Origin of the sequence: Onishia taeanensis (assembly GCF_900100755.1) — a bacterium.
GTDB classification, from domain to species: Bacteria; Pseudomonadota; Gammaproteobacteria; order Pseudomonadales; family Halomonadaceae; genus Onishia; species Onishia taeanensis.
Genome location: NZ_FNCI01000009.1, coordinates 23,570 through 45,423 on the forward strand (window position 1 = coordinate 23,570; position 21,854 = coordinate 45,423).

Below are 21,854 nucleotides of genomic sequence, written 5' to 3' on the forward strand. Positions count from 1 at the left end.
CGATGTACACCATTATGCTCAAGGCCAAGCTACACATGGCCCGCGTCACTCACGCCGTGCTCAACTACGAAGGCTCCTGCGCCATCGACGGCGAGCTGCTCGATATGGCCGGCATTCGCGAAAACGAGCAGATCCAGATCTACAACGTTGAAGGCGGCCAGCGCTTCACCACCTATGCCATCCGCGCCGAGGAAGGCTCAAAGATCATCTCGGTAAACGGCGCCGCGGCCCATCAGGCCAATGTCGGTGACCGGGTCATCATCTGCAGCTACGCCCACTACGATGATCGCGAAGTGGAGCATCATCAGCCGGCTCTGGTCTATCTGCAGGAAGGCAATGACGTCAGCCACACCAGCCATGCCATTCCCGTCCAGCTCGCCTGAGGCGCAAGGCAAGCAAGGGAAAAGCGTGGCGCCAAGCCGTTAACGGCCAACCACTCGACCACCGGTTCCATCGCCGCGGCCGGCACCTTCGTGCTCGCCGGCCGCGACGCTCTGCCTCCTCGAGTCGCTCAGCTCCCCTTCCCGAATTGCGCTTTGGTCCCATGTAGGCCATTAGCCATTGTCGCGGTGCAAAAAACTCCCCTATGCTAAGTGGTCACTACCCCTTATCGAGGAGTCTCTTTATGCAAGACGTGGTGATTGTTGCGGCCCGCCGCACTGCCGTTGGCACCTTCGGTGGCTCACTCGCCGGCATCCCTGCAAGCGAGCTGGGCGCCTTGGTCATCAAGGATATCCTCGCGCAGACTGGCGTTGCGGGTGACCAGGTCGACGAAGTGCTGCTCGGCCAGGTCCTGACCGCCGGTGTCGGCCAGAATCCGGCACGCCAGGCGGCCATCAAGGCCGGCTTGCCCGACGCCGTGCCGGCCATGACCATCAACAAGGTCTGCGGCTCCGGTCTCAAGGCGCTGCACCTTGCGACGCAGGCGATTCGCTGTGGCGACGCCGAGCTGATCCTCGCCGGCGGTCAGGAGAACATGTCCGCCTCGCCCCACGTACTGCCGAATTCGCGCACCGGCCAGCGCATGGGCGACTGGAAGGCCGTCGACAGCATGGTTCATGACGGCTTGTGGGATGCCTTCAACGACTATCACATGGGCATCACCGCCGAGAACCTGGCCGAGAAGTACGGCATCACCCGCGAGGAGATGGACGCCTTCGCCGCTGGTTCCCAGCAGAAGGCGACCGCCGCCATCGAGGCCGGCAAGTTCAAGAGTCAAATCGTTCCGGTCGAGATTCCCCAGCGCAAGGGCGACCCGGTAGTCTTCGACACCGACGAAGGCCCGCGCCCGGGCGTGACCGCCGAGAAGCTTGGCGGCATGCGTCCAGCCTTCAAGAAGGACGGCACCGTGACCGCCGGCAACGCCTCCTCGATCAACGATGGCGCCGCGGTAGTCATGCTGTGCTCCGCCGACAAGGCCAAGGAGCTGGGCCTCGAGCCGCTGGCTCGCATCAAGGCCTACTCCAACGCTGGCGTCGAGCCGGCGATCATGGGTATCGGCCCGGCGCCGGCAACCCGTCGCTGCCTCGAGAAGGCCGGCTGGGCGATCGGTGAACTGGACCTGATCGAGGCCAACGAGGCCTTCGCCGCCCAGGCGCTGTCGGTCAACAAGGAGCTTGGCTGGGATGCCGACAAGATCAACGTCAACGGCGGCGCGATTGCCATCGGCCACCCGATCGGCGCCTCCGGTTGCCGAATCCTGGTGACGCTGGTTCACGAGATGATCGCCCGCGACGCCAAGAAGGGTCTGGCGACGCTGTGCATCGGCGGCGGGCAGGGCGTTGCGCTAGCGATTGAGCGCTAAGCAACCCTCTGGCCTGACCGAGAAACACTGATCGACGAGTAGCAGCACTAAAAAAAACGCCCCCGCAGCCAAGGCTGCGGGGGCGTTGTCGTTGCGGGGTCGGTCGGGATCAGTCGACGACCACCTCGTCGGCCTCGAAGGCGGCCTTCTCTTCCGGCGTGATCTCCTTGATGGAGAGCTTCACGCGGTTGCGGTTGTCGATATCCAGCACCTTGACGATGACGTCGTCGCCTTCGTTGAGGAACTCACGCACGTCGTTGACCCGCTCGGGCACGATCTGGGAGATGTGCACCAGGCCGTCGGTTCCCGGCATGATATTGACGAAGGCGCCGAAGTCGGCGATGCGCACGACCTTGCCCTTGTAGAGCTTGCCGATCTCGGCTTCGGCGGTGATCGCCAGCACCGTGTCGATAGCGGCCTTAGCAGCTACCTTGTCATCGGCATAGATACGCACGGTGCCGTCGTCGTCCAGGTCGATGGAGGCGCCGGTATCGTCGCAGATCTTGCGGATGGTCGCGCCGCCCTTGCCGATCACGTCGCGAATCTTGTCCGGGTTGATCTTGATGGTGGCCATCGACGGCGCGTTATCGGACACCTCGCTGCGGCTCTGACCGATCACCTGGTTCATCTGCTCGAGGATGGTCAGACGCGCCTCATGGGCCTGCTGCAGCGCCTGCTCCATGATCTCCTCGTTGATCCCCTCGATCTTGATGTCCATCTGCAGGGCGGTGACGCCGGAGGCCGAGCCGGCCACCTTGAAGTCCATGTCGCCGAGGTGGTCCTCGTCACCCAGGATATCGGTCAGCACGGCGAAGCCATCGTCGTCTTTGACCAGGCCCATGGCGATACCCGCCACCGGCGCCTTGATGGGCACGCCCGCGTCCATCAGGGCCAGCGAAGTGCCACACACCGAGGCCATGGAGCTTGAGCCATTGGACTCGGTGATCTCGGAGACCACACGGATGGTGTAGGGGAAGTCGTCATCGCTGGGCAGCATGGCTTGGACGCCGCGGCGTGCCAGACGGCCGTGGCCGATCTCGCGACGCTTGGGCCCGCCCATGAAGCCGGCCTCGCCCACGCAGTACGGGGGGAAGTTGTAGTGCAGCAGGAAGCGATCCTTGCGCTCACCTTCCAGGGACTCGATCAGCTGGGAGTCACGCAGGGTGCCGAGCGTCGCCACCACCATGGCCTGTGTCTCGCCGCGGGTGAACAGCGCCGAGCCGTGCGTCTTGGGCAGCACGCCCACCTGGATGTCCAGCGGACGCACCGTCTTCAGGTCGCGGCCATCGATGCGCGGCTCGCCCTTGACCACTCGTGAGCGCACGACACGCTTCTCGAGAGCGGCGAAGGCCTTGGCCACCTCTTCGGCGTCGAAGGTGCCTTCTTCTTCACCGGCCAGCGCTTCGATAGCGGTGTCCTTGGCAGCGCTCAGGGCATCCTGGCGAGCCATCTTGTCGGTGATGCGATAGGCTTCGCCGACCTTGGCTTCGAAGTCCTTGGCCAGGGCTTCCTTGAGGGCGGCATTCTCTGCGGCCGGCTGCCAGTCCCACTTCGGCTTGCCGGCCTCAGCGACCAGCTCGTTGATGGCGTCGATCGCCACCTGCATTTCCTGGTGAGCGAACAGCACCGCCCCCAGCATCTCGTCTTCGAGCAGTTCCTTGGCTTCGGACTCGACCATCAGCACGGCCTTTGCGGTACCGGCGACCACCATGTTGAGTTCCGAATGGGTCAGCTCTTCGACGGTCGGGTTGAGGAAGTACCCCTTTTCCTCGTCGAAACCGACGCGGGCAGCGCCGATCGGGCCGCTGAACGGCAGGCCAGAAATGGCCAGCGCCGCGGAGGTGCCGATCATGGCGGCGATATCCGGGTCTTCATTGCGGTCGGCGGACATCACGTTACAGATGACCTGGACCTCATTCATGAAGCCCTTGGGGAACAGCGGGCGGATCGGGCGATCGATCAGGCGCGAGGTGAGGGTCTCTTTCTCGGTAGGACGCCCTTCACGCTTGAAGAAGCCGCCGGGGATCTTGCCCACGGCATAGGTCTTTTCCTGGTAGTGCACGGACAGCGGGAAGAAGTCCTGGCCAGGCTTGAGGGTCTTCTTGCCGACCACGGTGCACAGCACCACGGTATCGCCCATGGTGACCTGGACGGCACCAGTGGCCTGACGGGCGATGCGGCCCGTCTCGAGAGTCACGGTGCTGCGACCGTACTGGAATGTTTTCTTGACCGGATTCACGGCGGCTTCCTTCAACTTGTCGAATTCATATTGGGTCTTTTTGACACGTCGACCATTTTAGGAGGTCGTCGGGGCAAGGGCTACCAAGATCCCATAAAACAACAAGCAACCCCTTGGGGTTGCTTGTTCGAAGAACCCTGCGGCGCTGCCGCGGGTTCGGGAAGAATCCTTGGACCCTTCCCTGTCTAGCTACCGGCTGCCGCTTAGCGACGCAGGCCCAGGCGCTGGATCAGCGACTGGTAGCGCTCGAAGTCCTTGCGCTTCAGGTAGTCGAGCAGCTTACGACGCTGGTTGACCATGCGGATCAGGCCACGACGAGAGTGGTGATCCTGCTTGTTGGTCTTGAAGTGATCCTGCAGGCCATCGATGTTGGCGCTCAGCAGAGCCACCTGAACTTCGGGGGAACCGGTGTCATTTTCGACACGGCCGAATTCACTAACGATCTCGGCCTTCTTTTCAGCGGTCAGTGCCATCTGTTTCTCCAGTAAGCAATATGCCTGGTGATGAATGTCGGAGACCACGCATATTTGCAGTCTCCACGCCTGCCCCGCGTGGCAGGTTCCACGCAGGACGGGTTGCTTTACGCGTCGCCACCCGACTGGGCAGCGGCGGTATTCAACAAGCGACGGGGAGCAATCTCCCCAGCCGCCTTGACCGTGACCAGTCCCAGAAAGGCCTCGCCACGATAGAGTCTTACGGTGTCATCGACGCCGAGCTCTCCGGTATCCACTCGGGCCTGCTGGCCGTGCTGGATCCGTGAGGCCGCCACGTCGTCGACCTCGAGGGCCGGCAGATGCGCGACCAGCACATCGATCGGCATCAGCAGGGCTTCCCGCGCATCCTGATCGGCCAATGCTTCCAGCGCCTCCAGGGTGTGCATGCCCTCGCCGTCGAAGGGACCGGTCTTGAGCCGACGCAGGGCCGTGATATGACCACCGCAGCCAAGCGCCTGGCCGATGTCCTCGGCAAGCGTGCGGATGTAGGTGCCTTTACTGCACCGCACCCGCAGCTCGAAACCCTCGGCATCCGCCGCGAGCAGCCGGCTATCATAAACGCTCACGCGCCTGACTGCACGCTCGATTGTCTTGCCTTCCCGGGCCAGCTCATAGAGCTTGCGCCCTTCGTGCTTGAGCGCCGAATACATCGGCGGCACCTGGTCGATTTCACCGCGAAAGCGGGCCAGCACCGCCTCGATATCGGCCTCGTTCAAGGCCGGCACCGGAGTGCTCTCGACGATCTCGCCCTCGGCATCGCCGGTGTCGGTCACCTCGCCCAGCTTCACCCGGGTCTCGTAGACCTTGTCGGCCTCGAGCAGGAAGGAGCTGAACTTGGTGGCCTCGCCGAAACAGATCGGCAGCAAGCCGGTGGCCATCGGGTCCAGCGTGCCGGTATGGCCGGCCTTCTGAGCCTGATAGAGCCGCCGGACGCGTTGCAGTACGTGGTTGCTCGATGCGCCCTTGGGCTTGTCGAACAACAGCACGCCATCGACCGGCAAACCGCGACGCTTTCGCGCCATCAGTGGCCTTCCTCGTCACGATGTTGCTCACCGTTAGAGTCGGCGACATCGCCGTCATCGCCCGGCTCTTCGTGATGCTGGGCACGATCGCTAGCGACCGCTTCCTCGATCAGCGAAGACAGCTGCTGGCCGCGCACCACGCTCTCATCGTAATGAAAGCGCAGTTCCGGCACGTGGCGCAGCTTGATGCGACGGGCGATCTGGCTACGCAGAAAGCCTGCCGCGCGCTTGAGCACCTTGAGGTTGTCTTTGACCCGCTCGGCGTCGTTCTCGCCGAGCAGGGTGACATAGACGTCGGCATAGCCGAGGTCACGGCTGACCGTGACCCCGCTGACGGTGATCATGCCCAGACGCGGGTCTTTGACCTCGCGCTGGATGAGTACCGCCAGCTCCTGTTGCAGCTGGTCGGCTACCCGATCGGTACGCTTGAACTCGCGCATGACCAGCTCTCCTCGGTCGGTTACAGGGTACGCTCGACCTTGACCTGATCGAAGACCTCGATCTTGTCACCGGCCTGGACGTCGTTGTAGTTCTTGACGCCGATACCGCACTCCATGCCGTTGCGCACTTCGTTGACGTCATCCTTGAAGCGACGCAGGGATTCCAGCTCGCCTTCGTAGATGACCACGTTGTCGCGCAGCACACGGATCTTCTTGTTGCGGTGAACGGAGCCCTCGACCACCATGCAGCCGGCCACGGCGCCGATCTTCGGCGCGCGGAAGACGTCGCGAACCTCGGCCACGCCGACGATCTCTTCCTTCCACTCCGGTGCCAGCATGCCGCTCATGGCCTGCTTGACCTCGTCGATCAGCTGGTAGATCACGCTGTAGTAGCGCAGATCCAGGCCTTCACGCTCGATGATCTCGCGGGCCGCGGCATCGGCACGGACGTTGAAGCCGACCACGATGGCCTCACTGGCCAGCGCCAGGTTGGCGTCAGTACCGGTGATACCGCCGACACCCGAGGACACCACGGCGACCTCGACTTCTTCAGTGGACAGCTCTTCGAGGGCGCTCTTGATGGCTTCCAGCGAGCCTTGGACGTCGGCCTTGAGGACGATGTTGACCTTGGCGACTTCTTCCTTGCCCATCTGGCTGAACATGTTCTCCAGCTTGGCTTTCTGCTGGCGAGCCAGACGCACTTCGCGGTACTTGCCCTGACGGAAGTTGGCGATCTCGCGGGCCTTCTTCTCGTCTTCGAGCACCATGAAGTCGTCACCGGCGTCCGGCGTGCCGTCGAGACCCTGGATCTCGACCGGCATGGACGGACCGACCTCGTCGACCTGCTTGCCAAGCTCGTTGGTCAGTGCACGCACGCGGCCGTGGTGAAGGCCGGCGAGTACGATATCGCCCTTCTTCAGGGTGCCGTTCTGGACCAGCACGGTCGCGACCGGGCCACGGCCCTTGTCGAGACGCGATTCGACCACGACGCCCTTGCCGGGCGCTTCCGGTACGGCCTTGAGCTCGAGCACTTCGGACACCAGCTGGATGGATTCCAGCAGGTCTTCGATGCCTTCGCCGGACTTGGCAGAGACGTGGACGAACTGGGTGTCGCCGCCCCACTCTTCGGAGATGACGCCGTGCTGGGACAGCTCGTTCTTGACCCGGTCCGGATCAGCGCCCGCCTTGTCGATCTTGTTGACCGCCACGACCATCGGCACGCCGGCAGCCTTCGAGTGCTCGATCGCCTCGATGGTCTGCGGCATCACGCCGTCGTCCGCTGCCACCACCAGGATGACCACGTCGGTCGCCTTGGCACCGCGAGCACGCATGGCGGTAAACGCCGCGTGGCCCGGGGTATCGAGGAAGGTCACGCCACCGTGATCGTCCTCGACGTGATAGGCACCAATGTGCTGGGTAATGCCGCCGGCTTCACCGGTCGCCACCTTGGCACGACGCACGTAGTCGAGCAGCGAGGTCTTACCGTGGTCGACGTGACCCATGACGGTCACCACCGGAGAGCGGGTAATTTCTTCGCCCTCGTAGGAGATGCTCTCGAGCACTTCGGTCTCGAGCGCATCGTCCTTGACCAGCTTGGGCTTGTGGCCCATTTCCTCGACCACGATCACTGCCGTGTCCTGATCGATGGTCTGGTTGATGGTCACGGCCGCGCCCATGTTGAACATGGCCTTGATGACTTCGTTGGCCTTGATCGACATCTTGTCGGCCAGTTCGGCGACGCTGATCGATTCGGGAATCGACACTTCGCGCACGATCGGCTGCGTCGGCTTCTGGAAGCCGTGCTTGCCGCCGCCTTCGCGACCGCCACGGCGGGTGCCGCGACGCTCGGCGCGCTTGGCCTTCTTGCCGCCACGACGACGCTCTTCGCGGTCGTCATCATCACGCTCGTGACGCCCCTTCTTGGCCTTGGCACCGGCTTTCTTGGGCGCTCGGCGCGTATCGCCACGCGGCTCCTTGGGCGGTGCGTTGACTTCAGGTGCAGCCGGCTCGGCAGTCGTCTCGAGCTCCGGCACCGGAATTTCCGGCTCGGGCTCGGCGGCCACGGCCTTGGCCGCTTCTTCCGCCTTGGCGGCTTCGGCATTGGCCTTGGCGGCTTTTGCTTCTTCCGCTTCGCGGGCAGCCCGCTCGGCCTGGGAGTCGGCCATGTCGCCAACCAGCTGACGCGGGCCGGTGTCCTCGGCCTTGGGTTTCTCGGCCGGCTCTTCCTCGCGCTTCACGTAAGTGCGCTTCTTGCGAACCGAGACCTCGATGGACTTGCCACGATCACCGGAGCGGATCCGGCTCTTGGTCTTGCGCGTCAAGGTGACGCGATTCTTGGCCCCGGCGTCGCTTTCGCCGCCGTGGCTCTTGGTCAAATAATCGAGCAGGCGCTTCTTGTCCGCTTCGGACACAGCGTCGCCCTCGGCCTTGTGAGGCAGGCCGGCTTCTTTCATCTGTTCTAGTAAGCGGGGCACTTCACGCCCCACTTTTACGGCAAAATCTTTTACGGTCATGTCTGACATTAACGACCCTCCTGAGCCCGTGACCTGTTTACTGTTCGCTCTCGAACCAAGGCGCACGGGCAGTCATGATCAGTGCCGCAGCGCGCTCCTCGTCCACGCCCTCGATGTCTTCAAGATCATCGACGGACTGCTCGGCAAGGTCTTCCATGGTGACAATGCCCCGGCTGGCCAGAATGAAGGCCAGGTGACGCTCCATCCCTTCCATGTTGAGCAGGTCGTCGGCGGGCTGAGCGCCATCGAGCTGCTCTTCGGAAGCGATTGCCAGGTTCAACAGCTCATCTTTTGCGCGTGCACGCAGCTCCTCGACGAGATCCTCGTCGAATTCCTCGATCTCGAGCATTTCCTCGAGGGGCACGTAGGCGACTTCTTCCAGGGAAGTGAAGCCTTCTTCGACCATGATCCGTGCCAGTTCCTCGTCGATTTCCAGGTGGTTGATGAAGAATTCCACCTGACTATCGATTTCTTGCTCGCGCTTACCCTCGGCCTCGTCCTCAGTCATCACGTTGAGTTTCCAGCCGGTCAGCTCTGAGGCGAGCCGCACGTTCTGGCCACTGCGACCGATGGCCTGGGCGAGGTTGTCCTCGGCGACGGCGACATCCATGGCATGGCTGTCTTCATCGACGAGAATCGAAGCGACATCCGCCGGCGCCATGGCGTTGATCACCAACTGCGCGGGGTTGTCGTCCCAAAGAATGATATCTACACGTTCGTTCTGCAGCTCGGTGGACACCGCCTGCACGCGCGAACCGCGCATGCCGACGCAGGCGCCGACCGGGTCGATACGACGGTCGTTGGTCTTGACCGCGATCTTGGCTCGCGAACCGGGATCCCTTGCCGCGCCCTTGATCTCGATGAGCTGCTCGGCAATTTCCGGCACCTCGATCTTGAACAGCTCGATGATCAGCTCCGGGCAGGTCCGCGACAGGATCAGCTGGGCGCCGCGCGCTTCAGCGTCGACCTTGACCAGCAGTGCACGCACCCGCTCGTTCATGCGGTAGCGCTCACCGGGGATCATCTCGTTACGCGGCAAGAACGCCTCGGCGTTGTCGCCCAGATCAATGATCAGGCCTTCACGTGTCGTCTTCTTGACAATGCCGGCCACCAGCTCGCCTTCGCGATCGGCGTACTGACGCACCACTTCGGCGCGCTCGGCCTCACGGACCTTCTGCACGATCACTTGCTTGGCGGTCTGCGCCGCGATGCGACCGAAGACGGCATTCTCGATGCGCTCTTCAACCACGTCGCCTACGGTCAGCGGCGGATCGCGGCGCTCGGCGTAGGACTGCTTGATCTCAGCGTCCGGGTTCTCGAACTCGTCGTCCTCGATCACCACCCAGCGCCGGAAGGTGTCGTAGTCACCGGTCGCACGATCGATTGCCACGCGCACGCTGACTTCCTCGCCATCGAACCGCTTGCGCGATGCACTGGCCAGTGCCGCTTCTACCGCTTCGAAGATGACGTCACGGGGCACGCCCTTCTCATTCGAGATCGCGTCAACGACCATCAAAATCTCTTTGCTCATGCCTTTGCCTCGCCAGAAAACCTGTCCTTATGCATCGACCTCAATCCTCGAACTGGGGCACGACACGCGCCTGATCGATGCTGTCGATGGGAAAGCAGTACTCCTCGCCGTCAACCTGCAACAACACTTCGTCCTCTTCGATACCGGCCAGCAGTCCCTGAAACTTGCGCCGACCGTCGAAGGGCGTGCGCAGCTTTATCGAGACCACATGTCCCTTGAAGCGTTCGAAATGGTCGAGGGTGAACAGCGGCCTATCCATACCAGGTGACGACACCTCAAGCCGGTACTCGCCGGCAATGGGGTCCTCAACATCCATGACCGCACTGATTTGACGGCTGATATCGGCACAGTCGTCGACGGTCACGCCGTTGGGGCCATCGATATAGATCACCAGACGGGAGTGTTTGCCCTGGGACAGGTAGTCGAGTCCCCAGAGCTCGAAGCCCATGGCGGAGGCCACCGGCTCGATTAACGCGTATAGCGCAGCGTCCTTGATTGCCACAGACGAAAACTCCTACAGCCGTTGCGTCAGGCACCTGGCCGGGAGATAAAGAGAAAGCGAGGTGGCTGATTGGCGTGTCGCCAGCGAAGGCCGGCAACAGGGGAACGGCTAACAGATGAGCTACTAACAAAAAGCCCCTTCACTGGAAGGGGCCTTTCACAAGAATCCTTATATCCCATTTGGCGTCAACTGACGGCCTAAATGGTAGCGGGGACCGGATTTGAACCGATGACCTTCGGGTTATGAGCCCGACGAGCTACCAGACTGCTCCACCCCGCATCACAGGTTGGCGATAATACCTGTCACTCTGGCTCACGTCAAGATGTCTTATCTTGCCGTGGGAATGACAATCGCCTGGAATGCCAATCTTGCTACTGAAGGCCTCGGCATAACAAGACGCTTCAGATGGTGCCGAAGGCGGGACTTGAACCCGCACGACCGTAAGGTCACTACCCCCTCAAGATAGCGTGTCTACCAATTCCACCACTTCGGCATCAGGGGAGCACTAATTGAGACCGGCTTAGCTGCCGCTCTCCTCTAGCACTGGCGCAGTATTATCCATATTGGATGAGGAGTCGTCAAGCGTTGGCACGTTGTTTTGCTGCTCAACAACCTTGGCGTCCGGAATACCGGCTTCAGGCGCCTGGCCGGCCTGGGAGGCAAAGTAGGCAAGCGTCAGCGACGTCGCAAAGAACCCCGCCGCCAGCAGCGCCGTGAACTTGGACAGGAAGCCGCCGCTGCCGCGGGACCCGAACACGGTCTGCGAGGCACCGCCGCCGAAGGAGGCGCCGGCATCGGCACCCTTGCCCTGCTGCAGCAGGACGAGAACGACCAAGGCGATGGCGATCGCCACGTGGATCATGAGAAAGGCAACTTGCATGGGGTTCAACCTGCTGACTGGCAAATGGCTAGAAAATCGTCGACCTGAAGGGAGGCTCCCCCCACAAGGCCGCCGTCGATGTCCGGCTGCGCGAGCAGCTCGGCGGCGTTGGCAGCCTTCATGCTGCCGCCGTACAACAAACGCAGGCCTTCGGCCAGCGTCGGATCATAGGTCGCAAGATGCGCACGAAGCGCCGCATGCACCTGCTGAGCCTGCTCGGGCGTCGCGGTGCGCCCGGTACCGATGGCCCAGACCGGCTCATAGGCCACCACCACTCGAGACCGCTCATCCGCAGCAAGGGCGTCGAAGACCGCCGCCAATTGCCCAAGCACCACGGCCTCGGTGCGGCCGGCATCTCGCTCTTCGAGGGTTTCACCGACGCACAGCACCGGCGTGAGCTCGGCGGCGAGTGCCGCCTTCACCCTCGCCAGCACCTCGGCATCGTCTTCACCGAACAGCTCGCGGCGCTCGGAGTGACCGACCAGCACATAGCGAGCCCCGCAGTCGCCGAGCATGCTAGCACTGACTTCGCCCGTGAAGGCGCCGCTTGTTTGGTGATACAGCGTCTGACCGCCCAGCGCCACCGGCAATTCGGCAAACGCCTGACGAGCGGCATACAGATAGGGCGCCGGCAGCATGAGTGCCGCCTCGACCGTCGCAGGGATGCCGCGCTCGGCAAAGGCGCGAGCGAAGCTATCGACCAGCGCCAGCGAGCCATTCATCTTCCAGTTACCGGCGATCAGCGGAGTACGCATAGACGGTCCTCTTTCAAGGTGGTGCGAAATGGTATAGGAGCGCTCATAGCATGACAACCAGCACACCACAAGGCATGCCGGCCATCAGCGGGTATAGCTCAGTCGACCAGCGACTCGACCTCGCCGGCTAGGCGCTTGGCCAGGCCATCCACGTCGAGATGAGGACGACCTTCGACCATCACCCGAATCAGCGGCTCGGTCCCGGAGGGGCGCAACAGCACACGCCCTTCATTGCCGAGTTCGGCCTCGACGCTGGCAACGGCCTTCTTCAGCGACTCGCTGTCCATCAGCGCGCCGCGATCGGTGGCGGCATTGAGGCGCACATTGACCAGGGCCTGGGGCGCCTTCTCGAAACCGCCCAGCAGCTTGGCAAGCGTCTGCCCCTCGCGGACCATGATCGCCAGCACCTGAAGCGCCGAGACAATGCCATCGCCGGTGGTCTGGATGTGGCCGCAGACGATGTGCCCGGAGGACTCACCGCCCAGCTGCCAGCCATTGGCGACCAAGCGCTCTATCACGTAACGGTCGCCGACCTTGGCGCGCTCGAAGGGAATACCCAGCGCCTCGAGGGCCGCGGCAAGGCCGAAGTTGGACATAAGGGTGCCGACCACCCCGCCGCCCAGCTCACCGCGAGCATGACGGTCGCGAGCGATCAAGAACAGGATGTCGTCGCCATCGAGTTCGCGGCCATCAGCATCGACCAGCAGCACCCGGTCGCCATCGCCATCGAAGGCAACACCCAGGTCAGCGCCTCGCGAAATCACGGCCGCCCGCAGGCTGGCCGGGTGCGTCGAACCGACCTCATGATTGATGTTGAGACCATCTGGGCTACCCCCGACCACGCTGACCTCGGCGCCGAGCTCGCGAAAGACGCTGGGCGCGATATGGTAGGTGGCCCCATGGGCGCAATCGAGCACGATCTTCAAGCCATGCAGGCTGACCCGATCAGGCACCGTCGACTTGCAGAACTCGATGTAGCGCCCCGGTGCGTCGTCGATGCGCACGGCCTTACCGAGCCGGTCCGGCGCCACGGTGGTCAGCGGCGCCTCGAGCATCTCTTCGATGCGCTCCTCGACCTCGTCGGGCAGCTTGGCGCCCTCGGCGGAGAAGAACTTGATGCCGTTATCCTCGAAGGGATTATGCGACGCCGAGATCACGATTCCGGCATGCGCCCGGAAGGTGCGGGTCAGGTAGGCGATGGCCGGTGTCGGCATCGGCCCCAGCAGCGAGACATCGACGCCAGCCGCCGAAAGGCCCGACTCGAGCGCCGATTCGAACATATAGCCGGAGATCCGGGTGTCCTTGCCAATCAGCACCTTGGTGCGCCCTTCACGGGCCAGCACACGCCCCACGGCCCAGCCGAGCTTGAGCATGAAATCAGGCGTGATTGGGTAATCCCCCACCGTACCGCGGATACCGTCGGTACCAAAATAACGTCGACTCATGGGGTAAACCCCTCCTCCATCACGGCCCAGGTCATGTTCACGGCATCCACACTGGGCCCTACATCGTGGACACGCAGAATCCGTGCGCCGCGCTCGACGGCCATGGCAGCCAGCGCCAGGCTACCCGGCAACCGCTCTTCCACCGGGCGTTCGAGCACCTTGCCGATCATGCTCTTGCGCGACATGCCGGCGAGAATCGGTAGCCCCAGCACCTCGAGGCCCGCCATGCGGTTGAGCAAGCGCAGGTTGTGCTCGACGCTCTTGCCAAAGCCGAACCCAGGGTCGAGGATCAAACGCTCGCGCCTCAGGCCCGCCGCTTCGCAGGCGCGAATGCGCTCTTCGAGAAAGGCTTTCACGACCTCTTCCACCGGCTGCTCGTAGCCCGGGGCACGCTGCATGGTGTCAGGCTCGCCGACCATGTGCATCACGCACACCGGCAGACCACTGTGTGCGGCCGCCCCTAACGCACCCTCGCGACGCAACCCCCTCACGTCGTTGAGCATGCCGGCTCCCAGTGCGGCGGTCTCACGCATCACCTCGGGGGCGCTGGTGTCGACCGATACCAAGGCATCCAGCTCGCGTACCAAGCGTTCGACGACCGGGGCGACCCGGTCGAGCTCTTGCTGGGTCGATACCTCGCTTGCCCCCGGACGGGTCGACTCCCCACCCACGTCGATGATCGCCGCGCCCTCGGCCAGCATGCGCTCGGCATGGCGCAACGCATCGTCGATGGCGGTGTGCTGCCCTCCGTCGGAGAAGGAATCCGGGGTCACGTTGAGGATTCCCATCACGCGGGGAAAGGAAATATCCAGGCGATGCCGGCCGCATTGCAGCGCACTGGCGCCTTGTCCGTCATTCATGGCTTGCTTGATCCTGCTGACTGGCGATTGGCCCCGCACGGGGGATGCTGGTGCGCATGATACCCAATAAACGCAAGAGGCGCCCACTAGGGGCGCCTCGCGTCTTGCTGGGATGCCCTGCCTTAATGACCGGCGGGGCCTCCCAGGGGGTCGGAGGGACGGCGACGCGGCTCGTCGTCGTCCTCATCGGCGTCAGGCGAAGCGTCCTTGTCGTCTTCCTTGCCGCTGGCCTTGTCGTCAGCGCTGGGCGCACCGCCGATCGGCGAACCACTGCCGCCTTCATCATCCCAGTCCTTGGGCGGACGCGGCGGACGACCGTCCATGATGTCGGCAAGCTGATCGGCGTCGATGGTTTCATACTGCATCAGCGCTTCGGCCATGGCATCCAGCTTGTCGCGATTGTCTTCGAGGATTTGCTTGGCCTGGGCATAGCAGCCATCGATGATGCGACGCACCTCTTGATCGAGCTTGGTGGTGGTATCACCGGATTTGAACTTGCCGCCACCCTGACCCGGGCCGCCGAGGAACTGATGCGACTCGTCCTCGTCGTACATGATCGGCCCCATCTCCTCGGACAGGCCCCACTTGGCCACCATGTTATGGGCAAGCTCGGTGGCGCGCTTGATGTCGTTGGAGGCACCGGTGGTGACGCCGTTCGGGCCAAGCGTCATTTCCTCGGCCAGGCGGCCGCCGAACAGCGAACAGATCTGACTGATGATCTGCTGGCGGGACAGGCTGTAACGGTCTTCCTCGGGGAGGAACATCGTCACGCCCAGCGCCCGGCCACGCGGAATGATGGTGACCTTGTAGACCGGATCGTGCTCGGGCATCACCAGGCCGATGATGGCGTGACCGGACTCGTGATAAGCCGTGTTGAGCTTTTCCTTGTCGGTCATGACCATCGACTTGCGCTCTGAGCCCATCATGATCTTGTCTTTGGCAAGATCGAGCTCTTCCATGCCCACTAGGCGCTTGTTACGACGCGCCGAGAACAGCGCCGCCTCGTTGACCAGGTTGGCCAGGTCGGCGCCGGAGAAGCCCGGCGTACCGCGAGCGATCAGCGACGGTTTGACGTCATCGGCCAGCGGCACCTTGCGCAGGTGAACGCCGAGGATATGCTCGCGGCCGCGAATGTCCGGCAGGCCAACGGTGACCTGACGGTCGAAGCGGCCCGGACGCAGCAGCGCCGGGTCGAGCACGTCGGGACGGTTGGTGGCGGCGATCACGATGACGCCTTCGTTGGCCTCGAAACCGTCCATCTCGACCAGCAGCTGGTTCAATGTCTGCTCGCGCTCGTCGTTACCGCCGCCCATGCCGGCACCACGCGAGCGACCCACGGCATCGATCTCATCGATGAAGATGATGCAAGGCGCCTGCTTCTTGGCCTGCTCGAACATGTCACGCACGCGAGACGCGCCGACACCCACGAACATTTCGACGAAGTCGGAGCCCGAAATCGAGAAGAACGGCACCTTGGCCTCGCCGGCGATAGACTTGGCGAGCAGCGTCTTACCGGTACCCGGCGGGCCCACCATCAGCACGCCGCGGGGAATGGTGCCACCCAGGCGCTGGAACTTGGACGGATCACGCAGGAAGTCGACCAGTTCCTCGACCTCTTCCTTGGCTTCGTCGCAGCCGGCGACATCGGCGAAGGTAGTCTTGATCTGGTCCTGGGAGAGCAGCTTGGCCTTCGACTTGCCAAAGCTCATTGGCCCGCCCTTGCCGCCGGCACCGCCCTGCATCTGTCGCATGAAGAACAGGAAGATGGCGAGGATGATCAGGATCGGGAAGCTGGCAATCAGCAGGCGCGTCCACAGGCTCTGCTCTTCGGGCTTCTTGCCGATCACGGTGACATCGTTGGCCAGGAGGTCATCCATCAGCTTGGGGTCTTGCGCTGACGGCCGAATGGTCTGGAAATCCGATCCATCGGTGCGCTTACCGGTGATGGTATAGCCATCGATGGTGACCGAGCGCACCTGTTTCTGCTGCACCTGCTGGACGAACTGAGAGTAGTTCATCGTCTGAGGTGAGTTCTCGACACTGAAGTTGTTGAACACCGTCAGCAGCACCGCCGCGATGACCAACCACAGGATCAGGTTCTTCGCCATATCATTCAAGGGAATACCCTCATTGCTGAAATCAAACTGCTAACGTGGTTATGCGTTCGACACTACAGGAGCCCGGCGCGTTCAACCACCCGACGCCAGCGTCGACCAGCATCGCACACTCTGCAGTACCTGTCCGTACATGAGGATCATAGCCAGTCGCTATGATCGGCGACGAGCACCCTGCCCTCGCCAAAGCGGTGCTCCCCAGGGGAATCAGCCGCGAAAACCGTCCGCCAGCAGGTAGACTTCCCGCGAACGCGCTCGGGAAGCTTCCGGCTTGCGGGTCATGACCTTGGTGAAACTGCCGCGCAGATCCTTGAGGTAGGCATCGAAGCCTTCGCCCTGGAAGACCTTGGCCAGAAAACGCCCGCCGGGCGACAGCGTCTGGCGGGCCAGATCGAGGGCCAACTCGACCAGATACATCGCCTGCGGCTGGTCGATCGCGGCCATTCCACTCATATTGGGGGCCATATCCGACATAACAAGGTCTACCCGCCGCTCACCGAGGGTCTCGAGAATGGCCTCGAGCACCGACTCTTCAGTGAAATCGCCCTGATGGAAAGTCACGTCGGCCAGGGCATCCATCTCAAGGATGTCGGAGGCGATCACCAGACCGCGATCCCCGACCTTTTCGGCGGCGACCTGACTCCAGCCGCCAGGGGCCGCGCCAAGGTCGATGACCGTCATCCCCGGCTTGAACAGCTTGTCCTTGGCATCCAGCTCAAGCAGCTTGTAGCTTGCCCGGCTGCGATAGCCATCCTGCCAGGAACGCTGCACATACTGGTCGTCGAAGTGTTCCTTGAGCCAGTTACCGCTGGTCTTGCTGGCCTGGCCACTGCGTGACCCGGCACTCTTGGAGCTGGTGGAGCGTGCCACGTCATCACCTGAAATGCTTGGAGAATCGAATAACGAGAGGGGCCGGTCGCATGGCGTGGGCGCAGACGGTGTTGCCGCAAGGGTTTTCGCAATGGCCCACGCATTCGCAAAGACCAACGCTTTCGCGAAGACCAACTTCCACGTACCATGGCCTGTTCAGCAAATCTGACAGTACAACCGGAACGATCAAGATATCATGAGCTTGTCACAGGCACAAAAGAAAGCACTGCGCAGCATCGGCCATCACCTCAACCCGGTCGTGACCGTCTCCGAGAACGGCATCTCCGAGGGCGTGCTGGCGGAACTCGATCGCGCCCTGGGCGACCATGAGCTGATCAAGGTCAAGCTGGCCATCCCCGAGCGTGACGACCGCGCCGCCGTGATCGCCGAGCTGACCAAGGCCGCTCGCGCCGTCAACGTGCAGAGCATCGGCAAGGTGGTGCTGCTTTACCGCGCCAACCCCAAGGCCAACCCGAAGCTCTCCAATATCAAGCGCTTCGAAGAGCACCACGGCCGCCGCTGACGCGCTTCGCGGAAGCTGGAAGCTGGAAGCTGGAAGCTGGAAGCTCAGCAATATCAGCAGGCCCAGAAATGCAAACACCCCCGCAGCGGCGCTGCGGGGGTGTTTTTCTTCCAGCCTAAGGCTTCAAGCTCGCGTCATAGGTGCTCGACGCTTGAGATCTCGTATTCGACCTCGCCGCCTGGCGTCTTGACCACGACCACATCACTCTCTTCCTTACCGATCAGGGCACGGGCGATCGGAGAGGTGACCGAGATCTTGCCGGACTTGATATCGGCTTCGTCCTCGCCAACGATCCGGTAGCGGACTTCCTCGTCGTTTTCCAGATTGATCAGCTCGACGGTCACGCCGAAGATCACCTTGCCAGTCTTGGGCAGCTTGGTGACGTCGATCACCTGGGAGCTCGAGAGCTTGCCCTCGATCTCCTGGATGCGGCCTTCGATAAAGCCCTGCTGCTCACGAGCGGCATGGTATTCGGCGTTCTCCTTGAGATCGCCGTGCTCACGGGCCTCGGCGATGGCGGCGATCACCTGGGGGCGCTCAACGCCCTTGAGCTGCTCTAGCTCTTTTCGCAGGCTCTGCTCGCCGGCCACGGTCATCGGGACCTTGTTCATTGTGTCGCTCCTGCATGCAGTTCCTGAAGCCGCCGCACTGTGATCTGATTGCCGTACTCGAGCGCCAGACAAACGGCTCGCGCCCCCGCCAACGTGGTGGCGTAGGGAACCTTGCGAGCGAGAGCGGTGCGGCGGATGACCGAGGAGTCGGTGATGGCTTGGCGCCCCTCGGTGGTATTGACGATGTAGGCCACCTCGTCGTTCTTGAGCATATCGACGATGTGTGGCCTGCCTTCATTGACCTTGTTCACGGACTCGACGGCAATGCCCGCGGCCTCCAGGGCGCGTGCGGTGCCGCGGGTAGCGCAAAGGGTGAAGCCCAATTCTACCAAAGAATGGGCGACCTCGATAACGCCCTCCTTGTCGGGCTCGCGGACCGACAGGAAGGCCTTGCGCTCGCCGGTCAGACGCGGAATCGCCTCGCCAGCGCCCAACTGTGCCTTGTAGAAGGCCTCGGCAAAGGTCTCGCCAGAGCCCATCACCTCACCGGTAGACTTCATCTCCGGCGCCAGGATCGGATCGACGCCCGGGAACTTGTTGAAGGGGAAGACCGCTTCCTTGACGCTGTAGAAGTGCGGCACGATCTCGCGGGTGAAGCCCTGAGAGGCCAGGGTCTGGCCCGCCATGCAGCGTGCCGCCACCTGAGCAAGCGAGGTGCCGATGCACTTGGACACGAAAGGCACGGTGCGCGAGGCGCGCGGATTGACCTCGATGACGTAAATCTCGCCGTCCTGCCAGGCGAGCTGCACGTTCATCAGGCCCACCACATTGAGCTCCACCGCCATGCGCTTGATCTGGTCGCGCATCTCGTCCTGGACGTCGGCCGGCAGCGAGTACGGCGGCAGCGCACAGGCAGAGTCACCGGAGTGAACGCCGGCCTGCTCGATATGCTGCATGATGCCGCCGATCACCACCTGCTCGCCGTCGCTGACCGCGTCCACGTCGACCTCGATGGCGGCCTTGAGGAAGTGATCCAGCAGCACCGGCGAGTCATTGGAGACCTTGACCGCATGGGTCATGTAGCGCTCCAGCTCGGTGGCTGAATAGACGATTTCCATCGCCCGGCCGCCCAGCACGTAGGAGGGGCGCACCACCAGCGGGTAGCCGATGGCCTCGGCCTTGGCGAAGGCATCCTCGAAGCTTCTGGCGGTGGCGTTGGGCGGCTGCTTGAGGCCCAGCTTATCGATCATGTGCTGGAAGCGCTCACGGTCCTCGGCGCGATCGATGGCGTCCGGCGTGGTGCCAATGATCGGCACGCCAGCGGCCTCCAGAGCACGCGCCAGCTTGAGCGGCGTCTGGCCGCCGAACTGCACGATCACGCCCTCCGGGCGCTCCTTGTCGGCAATTTCCAGCACGTCTTCCAGGGTCACCGGCTCGAAGTAGAGCCGGTCGGAGATATCGTAGTCGGTAGACACGGTCTCCGGGTTGCAGTTGACCATGATGGTCTCGTAACCATCCTCGCGCATGGCGAGCGCCGCGTGCACGCAGCAGTAGTCGAACTCGATGCCCTGGCCGATCCGGTTGGGCCCGCCGCCCAGTACCATGATCTTCTTCTTGTCGCTGACCTCGGCCTCGCACTCCTCCTCGTAGGTGGAGTACATGTAGGCGGTGTCGGAAGCGAACTCGGCCGCACAGGTATCGACGCGCTTGTAGACCGGGCGCACGTCATGGCCGTGGCGCACCTTGCGGAACTCACCCTCGGAGACCCCGAGCAGCGCCGCCAGGCGAGCATCACTGAAGCCCTTGCGCTTGAGCGCGTAGATCTCGCGGCCACTCAAGTCGGACAGCGAGCGGCGCTTGAGGTCTTCCTCGTGGCGAATCAGGCCCTCAAGCTGCACCAGGTACCAGCGGTCGACGTTGGTCAGCGTAAAGATCTCGTCGACGGAAAGACCGGCGCGCATGGCATCGGCAATATAGAAGATGCGCTCGGCGCCGGCGGCCTGCAGCTCGCCCTTCATGAGTGCCATGCTCTCCGGCGAATAGTCGTCGACCACCGGGTCGAGACCGTCCTTGCCGGTTTCCATGCCACGCAGCGCCTTCTGCAGCGACTCCTGGAAGGTACGACCGATCGCCATCACCTCGCCCACTGACTTCATCTGAGTGGTCAGACGGTCGTTGGCCTGGGGGAACTTCTCGAAGGTGAAGCGCGGAATCTTGGTGACGACGTAGTCGATGGCCGGCTCGAAGGACGCCGGGGTGCGACCGCCGGTGATGTCGTTGTTGAGCTCATCGAGGGTGTAACCCACCGCCAGCTTGGCGGCGATCTTGGCGATCGGGAAGCCGGTAGCCTTGGAGGCCAGCGCCGATGAACGCGACACCCGGGGATTCATCTCGATCACGACCATGCGGCCGGTGTTCGGATCGACGCCAAACTGCACGTTGGAGCCGCCGGTCTCGACGCCGATCTCGCGCAGCACCGCAAGCGATGCGTCGCGCATGATCTGGTATTCCTTGTCGGTCAGCGTCTGGGCCGGAGCCACGGTGATCGAATCGCCGGTGTGCACGCCCATCGGGTCGAAGTTCTCGATGGCGCAGACGATGATGCAGTTGTCGTTCTTGTCGCGAACGACCTCCATCTCGTATTCCTTCCAGCCGAGCAGCGACTCGTCGATCAGGAGTTCATGATTGGTGGAGAGCTCGAAGCCGCGATCGCAGATCTCCTGAAACTCTTCCTTGTTGTAGGCCACGCCGCCACCGGAGCCGCCCATGGTGAAAGAAGGACGAATGATGGTCGGGAAGCCGAGCTCGGCCTGAATTTCCCAGGCTTCGTCCATGGAGTGGGCGACCTTGGCCTTGGGGCACTCCAGGCCGATTTTCTTCATCGCCTGGTCGAAGCGATCGCGATCCTCGGCCTTGTCGATGGTGTCGGCATTGGCGCCGATCATCTCCACGCCGTACTTGTCGAGCACGCCGTGCTTGTCGAGCTCCAGGGCGCAGTTCAGCGCGGTCTGGCCGCCCATGGTCGGCAGCACCGCGTCGGGGCGCTCGGCCTCGATGATCTTCTCCACCGCTTCCCAGGTGATCGGCTCGATGTAGGTGGCATCGGCCATCACCGGGTCGGTCATGATGGTTGCCGGGTTGGAGTTGACCAGGATGACCCGGTAGCCCTCCTCGCGCAGGGCCTTACAGGCCTGGGCGCCGGAGTAGTCGAATTCGCAGGCCTGGCCGATGACGATCGGGCCAGCGCCAATGATCAGGATGCTCTGGATATCGGTACGCTTGGGCATGACGTTTCCCGCAGAAAAAAGGTG

General features: G+C 62.9%; 18 protein-coding genes and 2 tRNA genes. 3 read left to right on the forward strand and 17 right to left on the reverse strand.

Features of this window, described 5'->3' with window-relative positions:
- Positions 1 to 2: 2 nt before the first annotated feature.
- Positions 3 to 383 carry an aspartate 1-decarboxylase gene (panD, locus tag BLR71_RS11620; RefSeq protein WP_092526381.1) on the forward strand — a complete coding sequence of 127 codons (381 nt, stop codon included), beginning with the start codon at positions 3 to 5 and terminating at the stop codon, positions 381 to 383.
- A gap of 242 nt (positions 384 to 625) precedes the next feature.
- On the forward strand, positions 626 to 1,804 hold the full coding sequence (locus BLR71_RS11625; protein ID WP_092526384.1) for an acetyl-CoA C-acetyltransferase: 1,179 nt from the start codon (positions 626 to 628) through the stop codon (positions 1,802 to 1,804).
- Between the two features lie 109 nt (positions 1,805 to 1,913).
- Here BLR71_RS11625 and pnp read toward each other — a convergent pair whose 3' ends face one another.
- The 15 genes from pnp to rlmE all read right to left on the reverse strand — a co-directional run bounded on the left by pnp (position 1,914) and on the right by rlmE (position 17,469).
- Positions 1,914 to 4,043: a polyribonucleotide nucleotidyltransferase gene (gene pnp, locus BLR71_RS11630; protein WP_092526388.1), complete on the reverse strand. Its 2,130-nt coding sequence runs from the start codon at positions 4,041 to 4,043 to the stop codon at positions 1,914 to 1,916.
- Between the two features lie 203 nt (positions 4,044 to 4,246).
- Positions 4,247 to 4,516 carry a 30S ribosomal protein S15 gene (gene rpsO / locus BLR71_RS11635; RefSeq protein WP_092526390.1) on the reverse strand — a complete coding sequence of 90 codons (270 nt, stop codon included), beginning with the start codon at positions 4,514 to 4,516 and terminating at the stop codon, positions 4,247 to 4,249.
- Positions 4,517 to 4,623: 107 nt separating this feature from the next.
- Entirely contained in the window at positions 4,624 to 5,559 is a 936-nt protein-coding gene (gene truB / locus BLR71_RS11640; RefSeq protein WP_092526393.1) for a tRNA pseudouridine(55) synthase TruB, read from the reverse strand.
- On the reverse strand, positions 5,559 to 5,999 hold the full coding sequence (rbfA, locus tag BLR71_RS11645; protein ID WP_092526396.1) for a 30S ribosome-binding factor RbfA: 441 nt from the start codon (positions 5,997 to 5,999) through the stop codon (positions 5,559 to 5,561). The genes truB and rbfA overlap by 1 nt, the downstream gene beginning before the upstream one ends.
- A gap of 20 nt (positions 6,000 to 6,019) precedes the next feature.
- Complete coding sequence (gene infB / locus BLR71_RS11650) at positions 6,020 to 8,521, reverse strand: translation initiation factor IF-2 (protein WP_092526399.1); 2,502 nt, start codon at positions 8,519 to 8,521, stop codon at positions 6,020 to 6,022.
- A 28-nt stretch (positions 8,522 to 8,549) separates the two neighbouring features.
- Positions 8,550 to 10,043, reverse strand: coding sequence for a transcription termination factor NusA (gene nusA / locus BLR71_RS11655; RefSeq protein ID WP_092526402.1), 1,494 nt, complete (start codon positions 10,041 to 10,043; stop codon positions 8,550 to 8,552).
- 40 nt (positions 10,044 to 10,083) lie between these two features.
- Positions 10,084 to 10,545: a ribosome maturation factor RimP gene (rimP, locus tag BLR71_RS11660; protein ID WP_092526405.1), complete on the reverse strand. Its 462-nt coding sequence runs from the start codon at positions 10,543 to 10,545 to the stop codon at positions 10,084 to 10,086.
- Between the two features lie 202 nt (positions 10,546 to 10,747).
- Positions 10,748 to 10,824: transfer RNA gene (locus tag BLR71_RS11665), tRNA-Met, on the reverse strand.
- A 127-nt stretch (positions 10,825 to 10,951) separates the two neighbouring features.
- Positions 10,952 to 11,038 (reverse strand) — tRNA-Leu (locus BLR71_RS11670).
- A gap of 27 nt (positions 11,039 to 11,065) precedes the next feature.
- Positions 11,066 to 11,425, reverse strand: coding sequence for a preprotein translocase subunit SecG (gene secG, locus BLR71_RS11675; protein WP_092526408.1), 360 nt, complete (start codon positions 11,423 to 11,425; stop codon positions 11,066 to 11,068).
- 5 nt (positions 11,426 to 11,430) lie between these two features.
- Positions 11,431 to 12,180: a triose-phosphate isomerase gene (gene tpiA, locus BLR71_RS11680; RefSeq protein WP_092526412.1), complete on the reverse strand. Its 750-nt coding sequence runs from the start codon at positions 12,178 to 12,180 to the stop codon at positions 11,431 to 11,433.
- A gap of 98 nt (positions 12,181 to 12,278) precedes the next feature.
- Positions 12,279 to 13,625, reverse strand: a complete 1,347-nt coding sequence (glmM, locus tag BLR71_RS11685) for a phosphoglucosamine mutase (protein WP_092526415.1) — start codon at positions 13,623 to 13,625, stop codon at positions 12,279 to 12,281.
- On the reverse strand, positions 13,622 to 14,485 hold the full coding sequence (gene folP / locus BLR71_RS11690) for a dihydropteroate synthase (RefSeq protein ID WP_175491669.1): 864 nt from the start codon (positions 14,483 to 14,485) through the stop codon (positions 13,622 to 13,624). Before folP ends, glmM begins: the two co-directional genes overlap by 4 nt.
- A 122-nt stretch (positions 14,486 to 14,607) precedes the next feature.
- The gene (gene ftsH / locus BLR71_RS11695) at positions 14,608 to 16,602 is read right to left on the reverse strand and encodes an ATP-dependent zinc metalloprotease FtsH (RefSeq protein ID WP_092526418.1); all 1,995 of its coding nucleotides are present in this window, start codon (positions 16,600 to 16,602) and stop codon (positions 14,608 to 14,610) included.
- Positions 16,603 to 16,806: 204 nt separating this feature from the next.
- Complete coding sequence (gene rlmE, locus BLR71_RS11700; RefSeq protein WP_092526421.1) at positions 16,807 to 17,469, reverse strand: 23S rRNA (uridine(2552)-2'-O)-methyltransferase RlmE; 663 nt, start codon at positions 17,467 to 17,469, stop codon at positions 16,807 to 16,809.
- 196 nt (positions 17,470 to 17,665) lie between these two features.
- Between rlmE and yhbY the strand changes: the two genes are divergently transcribed.
- Entirely contained in the window at positions 17,666 to 17,992 is a 327-nt protein-coding gene (gene yhbY, locus BLR71_RS11705; protein ID WP_092526424.1) for a ribosome assembly RNA-binding protein YhbY, read from the forward strand.
- A 134-nt stretch (positions 17,993 to 18,126) separates the two neighbouring features.
- Here yhbY and greA read toward each other — a convergent pair whose 3' ends face one another.
- Entirely contained in the window at positions 18,127 to 18,603 is a 477-nt protein-coding gene (gene greA, locus BLR71_RS11710) for a transcription elongation factor GreA (RefSeq protein ID WP_092526427.1), read from the reverse strand.
- The gene (carB, locus tag BLR71_RS11715; RefSeq protein ID WP_092526430.1) at positions 18,600 to 21,830 is read right to left on the reverse strand and encodes a carbamoyl-phosphate synthase large subunit; all 3,231 of its coding nucleotides are present in this window, start codon (positions 21,828 to 21,830) and stop codon (positions 18,600 to 18,602) included. The genes greA and carB overlap by 4 nt, the downstream gene beginning before the upstream one ends.
- Positions 21,831 to 21,854: the final 24 nt, after the last annotated feature.

Bases quoted from the DNA above. Each gene is read 5' to 3' on its own strand.
- panD (WP_092526381.1), top strand. From the start codon at position 3: ATGTACACCATTATGCTCAAGGCCAAGCTACACATGGCCCGCGTCACT.
- BLR71_RS11625 (WP_092526384.1), top strand. From the start codon at position 626: ATGCAAGACGTGGTGATTGTTGCGGCCCGCCGCACTGCCGTTGGCACC.
- rpsO (WP_092526390.1), bottom strand. From the start codon at position 4,516: ATGGCACTGACCGCTGAAAAGAAGGCCGAGATCGTTAGTGAATTCGGC.
- truB (WP_092526393.1), bottom strand. From the start codon at position 5,559: ATGGCGCGAAAGCGTCGCGGTTTGCCGGTCGATGGCGTGCTGTTGTTC.
- rbfA (WP_092526396.1), bottom strand. From the start codon at position 5,999: ATGCGCGAGTTCAAGCGTACCGATCGGGTAGCCGACCAGCTGCAACAG.
- infB (WP_092526399.1), bottom strand. From the start codon at position 8,521: ATGTCAGACATGACCGTAAAAGATTTTGCCGTAAAAGTGGGGCGTGAA.
- nusA (WP_092526402.1), bottom strand. From the start codon at position 10,043: ATGAGCAAAGAGATTTTGATGGTCGTTGACGCGATCTCGAATGAGAAG.
- secG (WP_092526408.1), bottom strand. From the start codon at position 11,425: ATGCAAGTTGCCTTTCTCATGATCCACGTGGCGATCGCCATCGCCTTG.
- tpiA (WP_092526412.1), bottom strand. From the start codon at position 12,180: ATGCGTACTCCGCTGATCGCCGGTAACTGGAAGATGAATGGCTCGCTG.
- glmM (WP_092526415.1), bottom strand. From the start codon at position 13,625: ATGAGTCGACGTTATTTTGGTACCGACGGTATCCGCGGTACGGTGGGG.
- folP (WP_175491669.1), bottom strand. From the start codon at position 14,485: ATGAATGACGGACAAGGCGCCAGTGCGCTGCAATGCGGCCGGCATCGC.
- yhbY (WP_092526424.1), top strand. From the start codon at position 17,666: ATGAGCTTGTCACAGGCACAAAAGAAAGCACTGCGCAGCATCGGCCAT.
- greA (WP_092526427.1), bottom strand. From the start codon at position 18,603: ATGAACAAGGTCCCGATGACCGTGGCCGGCGAGCAGAGCCTGCGAAAA.
- carB (WP_092526430.1), bottom strand. From the start codon at position 21,830: ATGCCCAAGCGTACCGATATCCAGAGCATCCTGATCATTGGCGCTGGC.